General features: G+C 64.7%; 5 protein-coding genes. All 5 read left to right on the forward strand.

Going from position 1 to position 9,540, the window contains the following annotated elements:
* The first annotated feature begins 15 nt into the window (after positions 1-15).
* The 5 genes from ENSA5_RS26965 (at position 16) to ENSA5_RS26985 (ending at position 9,525) form a co-directional block, all read left to right on the forward strand.
* Positions 16-3,840, forward strand: coding sequence for a tetratricopeptide repeat protein (locus ENSA5_RS26965; protein ID WP_106394561.1), 3,825 nt, complete (start codon positions 16-18; stop codon positions 3,838-3,840).
* Between the two features lie 18 nt (positions 3,841-3,858).
* Positions 3,859-5,322, forward strand: a complete 1,464-nt coding sequence (locus ENSA5_RS26970) for a tetratricopeptide repeat protein (RefSeq protein WP_106394562.1) — start codon at positions 3,859-3,861, stop codon at positions 5,320-5,322.
* A gap of 355 nt (positions 5,323-5,677) precedes the next feature.
* Positions 5,678-5,953 carry a hypothetical protein gene (locus ENSA5_RS26975; protein WP_106394563.1) on the forward strand — a complete coding sequence of 92 codons (276 nt, stop codon included), beginning with the start codon at positions 5,678-5,680 and terminating at the stop codon, positions 5,951-5,953.
* A 280-nt stretch (positions 5,954-6,233) separates the two neighbouring features.
* Positions 6,234-8,333 (forward strand): AgmX/PglI C-terminal domain-containing protein, encoded by a 2,100-nt coding sequence (locus tag ENSA5_RS26980; RefSeq protein ID WP_106394564.1) that lies wholly within the window; start codon positions 6,234-6,236, stop codon positions 8,331-8,333.
* A gap of 292 nt (positions 8,334-8,625) precedes the next feature.
* Complete coding sequence (locus ENSA5_RS26985; RefSeq protein WP_106394565.1) at positions 8,626-9,525, forward strand: tetratricopeptide repeat protein; 900 nt, start codon at positions 8,626-8,628, stop codon at positions 9,523-9,525.
* The last annotated feature ends 15 nt before the right edge of the window (positions 9,526-9,540 follow it).

A 9,540-nucleotide genomic window follows, 5' to 3' on the forward strand; every position in this document is an offset into this window, starting at 1 on the left:
CTGACCGCCGGCAGCGTGACTGCGCTGCTGTTGACCGCCGACGTCGGTCAGGCGCAGGAGCCCGACAAGAGCAACGTCCGCTACGACCGCAAGTCGAAGAAGACGAAGGCGCAGTCGGACCTCCTCGACACCAAGTTCAAGAAGCAAAAAGAGCAGGTCGAGAAGGAGCGCGAGCGCGGCGTCCAGATGATGGACGGCCAGCAGTTCGCGACCAAGCGCAAGGCCGTCGAGCAGGAGATGGCCGACAAGCAGATCGAGTTCCTCAAGCGCTTGATCAAGACCTCCGACGAGAGCGACCCCGAGTACCCGGACTACCTGTTCCGCCTCGCCGATCACTACCTCGAGAAGAAGGCCTTCTTCGATCTTCAGGCTGGCTCGCTGTACCAGAAGATCTACGACGCCGAGGACAACAAGAAGAAGGACCTCGCCAAGCAGCTCAAGGAGCAGCAAAAGCGTCACATGCGTGACGCCAAAGACTCGAGTCAGAAGGCCGCGCGGATCTACGCGGCGCTGACCGACAACCCGAAGTTCGCCTCGTACAAGCGCATGGACGAGGCGCTGTACTACTACGCCTTCGAGCTCGGCGAGCTCGGCGAAGAGGCCAAGATGCAGGCCGCCTACCAGCGCCTGATCAACGACTTCCCCAACAGCCCGTACATCGCCAACGCGTACCTCGCGTTCGCTGACTACTATTACGGCAAGGGGCAGATCGGCAACGCGGTCCGCCTCTACGAGCGCGTCACCCAGTTCAAGGACAGCCCGGTCTACGCCTACGCGCTCTACAAGCTCGCGTGGTGTCACCTCAACCCGATCGGTGAGTTCGACGCGCGCTTCGACAAGAGCCTCAACTACTTCGTCGCGACGATCACCGCGACCAAGGAGGGCCGGGCCGGGTCCGAGGCCAACGGCAAGCAGCTGCGCCGTGACGCCCGCCGCGACCTCGTCCGCGCCTACGTCCACGCGTCGAAGCCCTCGAAGGCCTGGGACTTCTTCCAGAAGGTCGGTAACGGCCCCGGCCAGGACGAGCAGGACGCCCGCAAGATGATGGAGCTGCTGGCCAACCAGTACTTCGGCGACGGTCAGTACACCGAGTCAACCTTCATCTACAAGAAGCTCCAGGACCTGTTCCCCGACGATCCGATGGCCTGCGACTGGCAGGGCAAGATCGTGGTCAACACCCTCGCTACTGACAACAAAGAGGTGCAGTGGCAGGAGACCGAGAACCTCGGCAAGTACTACACGAAGTTCAACACGGGCGACTACAAGAAGGCCGCCAAGAAGAAGTGCAAGGACAACGCCCTCGCGACCATGAAGCAGATGGCGACGGTCTGGCACGACGAGGCCGAGAAGACCAAGCTCGATCGGACCTACGAGCTCGCCGAGAACGCCTACCAGGTCTTCCTGACCACCTTCCCCGGTGACAAGGACGGCTACGAGCTGCAGTACTACTACGCCGAGCTGCTCTGGGCCCTCGCGGAGAACAACTACAACGCCAAGGACAAGAGCTCGCGCGAGAAGGGCCTCGAGTACTTCAAGAAGGCCCACGACCAGTTCGTCAAGACGCTCGAGCTCGACCCCGAGGGCAAGTACACCGCCGACGCTGCCTACGCGCAGATGCTGGCGATGAAGAACTACCTCGAGTACGACGAGACCGGCGGCAAGAAGAAGACCTGCAAGCTCAACCAAGAGGGCGTCTGCGTCTACAAGACCGACAAGAAGAAGAAGCCCAAGAACAAGGACCAAGAGGTCGACGCCGAGCTCGACTTCCCCGAATCCGACTACACGGATGAGGAGAAGCAGATGCTCAGCTCGTACGACATCTACGTCAAGTACGTCAAAAAGAAGGACGACAAAGAGCTGCCCAAGATCATGTATCACCGGGCAAAGCTCATGATGATCCACAACAAGTTCGAGGAGGCCAAGCCTCTGCTCCAGGAGATCGTCGTCAAGTTCGACGACGTCAAAGAGGCGCAGATCTACGCGGCTTGGTGCTCGGCGATGCTCGTGGATCTGCTGACGATCCGGTGGCTCGACAAGGACAACACGCCGCCGCAGGTCATCGAGACCAGCGACGAGCTGGAGGAGTGGGCGACCAAGCTTCAGGGCATGAAGATCTGGAACCACCCGGAGAACGCCGACGTGCGTGAGGCCGTCCCGACCTTGCTCGCCGGCATCGGCTGGAAGAAGGGCATGGCCTACCGCGACGCGGGCGCCGCCTACGTCAACGGCGAGGAGCACGGCGACCCGCAGGGCTTCGAGAAGTGCGCCACGCAGTTCATCGACGTGTTCAACAACTTCGAGGAGCACGAGAAGGCCTCAACCTTGCTGTGGAACGCGGCGGACTGCTCCGACGCGTCCTACCAGGTCGGCCAGGCCATCCAGATCCGGACCGCGCTGCTCGATCGCTTCCCCGACAGCGAGCACGCTCAGGACACGCTCCACTACCTCGCCGAGTCGTATCAGGCCGTCGCCTACTACAACGAATCGGCCGATCGCTACGAGCAGTTCGCCGACGAGCACTCCAAGGACAAGCGGGCCTCCGACGCGCTCCAAAACGCCTACCTGTTCCGCCTCGGCCTCGGCCAGGAGAGCAAGGCCAAGGAGAACCTCGCCAAGTACGAGAGCCTCTACAAGAAGAAGGACGTCAAGAAGGCGGCCAAGATCTTCTGGTCGCAGCACGACCTGCTCAAGTCGACCGGGGCCAAGCGCAAGCACGCCGAGGACTACCTCAAGACCTACAGCACGCGTGGTGGCCTCGACCGCGCGGTCGTGGCCGAGGCTGTGATCGGCCAGATCGACTGGCGCAGGTCCTGCGACGAGCCGCTGCTCTACGACTCGTGCATCACCGTCGAGCGCAAGCGCGCGCTGTCGGGCGTGGCCGCGATCGAGAAGCGCAAGAAGATGGAGGCCAAGCAGAAGAAGGCCGCGGAGAAGGCGGAGAAGGAAGGCACCAAGAAGCCTCGGTTCCGTCCGCCCAAGCGCTGCGGCTCCCCGACTCAGGGGGTCATCACCGTCCACCGCCGCGGCTCGAAGCGCGGCGACGCGGCCCAGGCGAGGTTCAAGAAGATCCTCAAGATGGTCGGCAAGGGCAAGATCGACATCCCCGAGGAGGACAAGAAGCGCGCCGAGGACTTCAAGAATGCCTGGGCCATGGCGATGGTCTATCAGGCGGACAAGAAGTACGAGGAGTACCTCCGCATCAAGATGCCCACCGAGCTCGACTTCGTGGTCGAGGACTGGCGCAAGGACTCGGGCGTCGCTAGCTGGGAGAAGATGTACAAGGAGCAGGTCAAGAAGGCCGAGGACTCCAAGAAGCGCGTCGGCGAATTCTTCGAGTCGAAGACCAAGATCGGCGTCGAGCTGCAAGAGCGCTACGCCGCGGTCAAGAGCACTGGCAGCCCCTACTGGGTCCTCGCCGCGTCGGCGCGGACGGCCTCGGTGCTCCAGAACTTCGCCGACCAGCTCTACCGCGCGGACGTCCCCAGCGACTTCCGCAGCCAGGAGCAGGTCTGGGCCTACTGCGACACCTTGGCCGATCAGGCCGCGCCGGTTCAGCAGCAGGCGCTCGCCGCCTACGAGTACTGCATCGATCGCTCGACGGAGTTCCAGTTCTTCAACGAGTTCTCGCGTCTGTGCGAGGAGGAGATGCAGCAGCGCGACGCCGACAAGTACCCGGCGACCAACGAGCTGTTCGGTGTGTCCATCTACACCGCGAGCCGGATCGAGGACGTCAAGGTCCTCGAGGATCCGCTCGGCGGCCGCGTCAACCCGGTCAAGCGCAAGAAGGAGGCCGCCAAGGCGGCCGGTGACTCCCCGGCGTCCGACAAGGACGAGGACTGATCTGAAAGGGCCAAAACCATGAAGACGATCAGCAAAATCTCCGTCATCGCGCTCTCGCTCGGCCTCGTCGTCGGCCTGACCGGCTGCAAGAACAAGGGCGAGGACAGCAAGAGCCCCGACAACAAGGAGCTGGCCGACGCGTCCAACGCCGAGGTCCCCGACGAGGAGGCCAAGGCCCAGTTCGCCGAGGTCTACGCCAACTACGAGGCCGCCAAGTCGGACGGCTCGCTGTCCGAGGGCGAGTGCTCCAGCATCGCCAAGGGCTTCGACGAGGTCTACAAGAGCAACAAGCGCTCGATGCTCGTCGCCCGCTTCAACGTCGGCGCGCTCTGGGAGGAGTGCGGCAACATGGAGCAGGCCATCAAGGTCTACGAGGAGCTGGGCGACAAGAACTTCCACCTCGCGCTCAACAACCTCGGCGTCCTCGAGTGGAACAAGGGCAACACCAAAAAGGCCCTCGACCTGTTCAAGAAGTCGGTCGACGCCGACAAGAAGCAGGCCTTCGCGGCTCGCAACAACCTCGCCGCTGCGCACCGTGACCGCTACGCGGACAAGCTCAGCCAAGAGGACTTCGACACCGCCGAGAAGCAGATCCAAAACGTCCTCGCGGTCGACACCAGCAACAAGGCCGCCTACGAGAACCTCGCGCGGCTCTACTACGACCGCGGGCGGCTCAAAGATCAGTCCTACCTCGTGCTCTCCAACCTGGTCGTGACCCAGGCCCTGCGCGTGCTCGAGAAGGAGCAGCAGCAAAGCGCCGACATCTGGAACCTCAAGGGCCTGCTGTTCATGCAGGACGACAACCAGATCGACGCGCTCAAGGCGTTCAAGAAGGCCGTCGAGATCGAGCCCAACCACCCCGACGCCAACCGCAACATCGGCTTCATCGCCATCCGCTTCCGCGACTACCCCGCGGCCGAGAAGGCCTTCGACACCGCGCTCAAGGCCGCCTCGGTCAAGCGTGACCTCGAGGTTCACATCGCGATGGGTGTGGCCAAGCGCGGGCTCAAGAAGTTCAAGGAAGCCGAGGAGTGGTACCGCAAGGCCATGGAGCTCGATAAGAAGGACCCGCGGCCTTGGTACAACCTCGCGGTCCTCAACCAGGACCACCTGATCGGCCAGGACGACGTCGGCCAGGCCCAGATCGAGGAGTTCTACAACATCGCCAAGGAGCACTGCGGCAAGTTCAACAAGATGGCCGAGGGCAACAAGAAGTACGCTGAGGTCGTCAGCGACTGCCTCGACCGGATCGCGATCATTGACGACGCGATCCAGACCTTCCGCGTGATGGAGGAGCTCGAGAAGAAGGCCGCCGAGCTGGCCGAGCTCGAGCGCAAGCAGGAAGAGGAGCGGCGCAAGCGGCTGCTCGAGATGGAGCAGAAGGCCGCCGCCGCCGGTCAGCCGAGCCCCGAGGCCGAGGCCAACGCCAAGGCCGACGCCGAGGCTGCAGCCGAGAAGGCCGCCGCCGAGAAGGACAACTAGGTCCGCTCGACCTCTTGCGAGGGCGGCCCGGGCAACCGGCGCCGCCCTTTTGTTTGGACCCCCAACAGACGCCAGTAAACTCGCCACGCACGCGCGCGAGCGCCCGGTCACTCCAAGCGATCGAGCGGCGCAGGCGCCCTGCGCCCAGGGCCCGCCGCCGGGGATCGCAACGGGCTCGCGCTCGTTCAGGGGCTCGGGTCGGCCGCGAGGAAGCCGCGAGCTCGCGGAAAATTTCGGCACCCTGCCACAAAAGCACCCCCAACCACGGCCTCGCTGCGGTTTACACACATTCCTCTCACCGCTAAGATGTCAAACAGACGGAGCTTCTGAGGTTCCGCGTTCCAAGGAGTTCATCATGAAACTCATCAAGCCCACGCTCGCCTTCACTGCCGCCTTTTTGCTCTCGGCCACCGCCTGGGCCGCCCCGGCCGACGCCGACGCCTCGGCGATGGCTGGAACCAACGGCGAAGGCGTGACCGTCTACGATTTCGAAGACGACGATGTCGACGGCGAGGTGCTGTCGCCCGAAGGCGCGAACCTCAGCTCGCGTGGCCGCAGCAAGCACGCCAGCATGATCACCATTCGCCCGCACTTCATCACCGAGCTGGTCAAGATGGCGAACGACATCTGAGCGACGAGCGCGGGATCTCGCCGAGTCTCTGCCTCGGAGGCTGGCGAGATCGCTGTCCGAGATCGCTGTCCGAGCTGCCAGAGCTCAAGGCAGTGCGTCAACGCACTTAGTATCTGACCAAGTCCTGGAAGAAACTTTCCACCGCGGGGAACCCAACTCGCAAGCTGCTGTCTAGGGCGCCCGAACCCAACACCCCCCCGACGAAACGTGCCTCGCGATGCTCCGGTCTAGTCCGTGAGCGCAGGGCCGAGCCCCGCCCCAGGGCGAAGATTGAATACCGATGTCCAGCAAGACGCTCACGCTGAAAATCTTTCGCGCCGACGAGCTCGTCGACACCAAGACGCTCTCCCAAGACGTCATCAAGATCGGCAAGCTCAAGAGCAGCCATCTGTGTCTCGACGATGACGCCGTCGCTCGCATGCACGCCGTCATCGAGGTGTCGGGCAACGACGTGCGTGTCATCGACCTCGGCAGCGCGAGCGGGACGGTGCTCAACGGCGCCGCGATCGACAAGAACGCGTCCGTCAACCAGGGCGACACGCTGACCTTCGGGCCCTACCGGGTCGAGATCGCCGAGATCGCTGACCCGCTCGCAGCCGCGCCCGCCGCCGCCGCGCCCGCCGCCGCGCCGGTCGCTGCCGCCGCCGCGCCGATCGCCGCCTCGGCTCCGATCGCCGCAGCCGCGACCGCGCCGCCTGTCCAGATCGACGTCGGCGCCGTCGAGGTCCAAGACGGGCGCCAAGTCGCCGAGGTCGTTGCGATGTACGGTCGCACCGCCCTCGACGTCGCGCACGTCGGCCAGACCAAGAGCCGCAAGGCCACCGCGCCGTTCTTCATGTTGGCTGGGGGCCTGATGGTCATCGGTGGCCTCGCCCTGTTCGGCTACGAGGTCAACCAGCCCTGGGAGCAGTACTCGGTCGAGCTTCGCGAGGCCAAGCAAGCCAAGAAGCCCGAGCCGGTCAAGCCCGGCGCCGGAACCGGCGCCCTCGGCCTCGGCCTCGCGCTCTTCGGCCTCGTCCCCTTCGTCGCCGGCGCGATGCGCCTGAGCGAGAAGGTCGTCACCGACTACACGATCGGCGAGGGGCACGACGCGGTCTTCCACGTCCCGCCCCACGGTCTGCCCGACGCGGTCGCGTTCCCGCTGGTCCGCAGCAGCGGCGGCGAGTTCACGCTCAACTTCACCAAGGACATGACCGGCGAGGTCACCCTCGACGGCCAGACCCTCAACCTCCAGGAGCTGGTCTCCTCGGGCCGCGCTGGCGGTGCCGGGGCGTACCACACCTTCCCGCTCCCGCGCGGAGTCCAGGGCAAGGTCAACTACGAGGACGTCACCTTCCACATCAACACGGTCAACCCGGGCGCGATCGTTGCCGGGCGCGGTGATGTGGACTGGCCGTTTTGGGCCTACGTCGGCGGCACGGCCGTCATCGCCGTGACCTTCTACCTGTTGATGCGCAGCATCCCCGACGATCTGCTCGCGATCACGATGGACGACGGCGAGGGCGAGCCGGCCTACGCCCGCTACATGCATCAGCCCGACGAGACCAAGGAGGAGGAGCCGCCCCCCGAAGAGGAGAACGTCTCCGACGACGAGGCCGGCGGCACCGGCCAGCGTCACAAGGGCGAAGAGGGCAAGATGGGCAAGCCCTCGAGCAAGTCGAAGTCGGGCCTCTACGCGATGAAGGGCCCGAAGAACGCGGTCCCGCAGATGGCTCGCAACTTCGACCCCGACATGGCTGCCCGCAGCGCCGGTATCCTCGGCGTCATGCAGCAGCAGGGCGGTCACTTCCTGGCCTCGCCCTACGGCGGCGCGTTCGCGGTCGGCAACGACGACGAAGATGTCTGGGGTGGGCTGACCGGGAGCGAGGTCGGCGAGGCCTACGGCGTCGGCGGTCTCGGACTCGTCGGCACGGGTCGCGGCGGTGGTGGTACCGGTGAAGGTACGATCGGCCTCGGCAACACCGGCCTGATCGGCAAGGGCGGCGGCGGCGGCTCGGGCTCGGGCTACGGTCGTGGCTCGGGCGCCGGCTTCGGCGGCCGCGGCAAGCGGGTCCCCCGGGTTCGCCAGGCCAAGGCCGCGGTCCAAGGTGCGCTCGACCGCGACATCATCCGTCGTATCGTTCGCGCCCACATCAACGAGGTCCGGTCCTGCTACAACTCGGGCCTGACCAAGAACCCGAACCTCGAGGGTCGCGTCGCGGTCAACTTCGTCATCACCGGTACCGGCAAGGTCGGCTCGTCGGTGGTCCAGGAGTCGACGATCAAGGACAGCTCGGTGTCCAACTGCATCGCCAAGGCGGTCAAGCGCTGGAAGTTCCCCAAGCCGCGCGGCGGTGGCAACGTCATCGTCACCTACCCCTTCAACCTGAGCCCGGGCTGAGCTGACGCGCTGCACGGCGCCCATGGGCGAGACACGAGGCGAGCCGGTCGACGACCGGCTCGCCTTCGTTCATCCAGGCCCCGCCGGCCCTCGGGCCGGGTGATCGGTGAGCCACTCAGAATCCGCTGCGTCTGTCGGTGCTGTTCCTCACGCCGAGGTCAGATATCCTTCACCCATTTTCTGTTGTCTCCAGGCTCCGACTCAGCTCACATCAACCCGGGCGACCGCCGCGCCACCCGCTTGTCACCAGGTGGGGCCGTCGGTATGATTTCGCCCCCCAAAGGTCCTTCTGATGCGTCGCGCACTGACTGCCGCCCTCCTCACTTCAATCTTCCTCCTGCCTGCCTGCAACCTCACGAGTCAGGCCCGGGTGGACTCGATCAAGATGATGAACGAGGGGATCCAGCAGCTCAACAAGAACAACATGTCGGGCGCCGAGCGTGCGATGACCGAGGCGATCAAGGCGGACCCGACCCACGCCGAGGCCTACCTCAACCTCGGTAAGCTCTACCGCAAGCAGCAAAAGTGGGTCGACGCCGAGAAGTCTTTCCGCGGCGCGATCGAGAACATGGGCGACAACCCGCGCGGTGACTACTACTTCGAGCTCGGCTCGGTCCAGGTCGCCCAGTCGATGGAGCCGGGCACCAGCCGCGCCGAGCAAGAGGCCAAGTGGCGCGAGGCGATCAAGTCCTTCTCGGAGGCGATCGGGCTCAACCCCAACCTCTACAAGGCCCACTTCCAGATGGGCACCCTGCACGAGAAGCTCGACGAGCCCGAGCAGGCCGACCAGGCCTACCGCAAGTGCATCACGCTCAACGGCAAGTACAGCCCCTGCTTCGTGTCGCTGGGCAACATGTACATCGACTACGGGTTCTCGAACGTGGCGATGTCCGTGCTCACGACCGGGACCGAGGTCAACGACACCGACGCGGACATGTGGAACGGCATGGGTCGCGCGCTGCTCAACCTCAACCGGCCCAAAGAGGCGGTCGACGCCTACAAAAAAGCCACGCGCATCGATCCCGACAAGCCTGACGTGCTGTTCGGCCTCGGCATGGCCTACGCCGAGATCCCGATGCGCAAAGAGTCCGAGGAAACCCTCAACGAGTTCATCTCCAAGGCCGGCAATTCGCCCGAGCACGTCAAGAAGGCTGCCCAAGACACCATCATGCGCATGCAGGGCCCGATCTAGTCCTCACGCAGGACA

The sequence above is a fragment of the Enhygromyxa salina genome, from assembly GCF_002994615.1.
Classification (GTDB): domain Bacteria; phylum Myxococcota_A; class Polyangia; order Nannocystales; family Nannocystaceae; genus Plesiocystis; species Plesiocystis salina_A.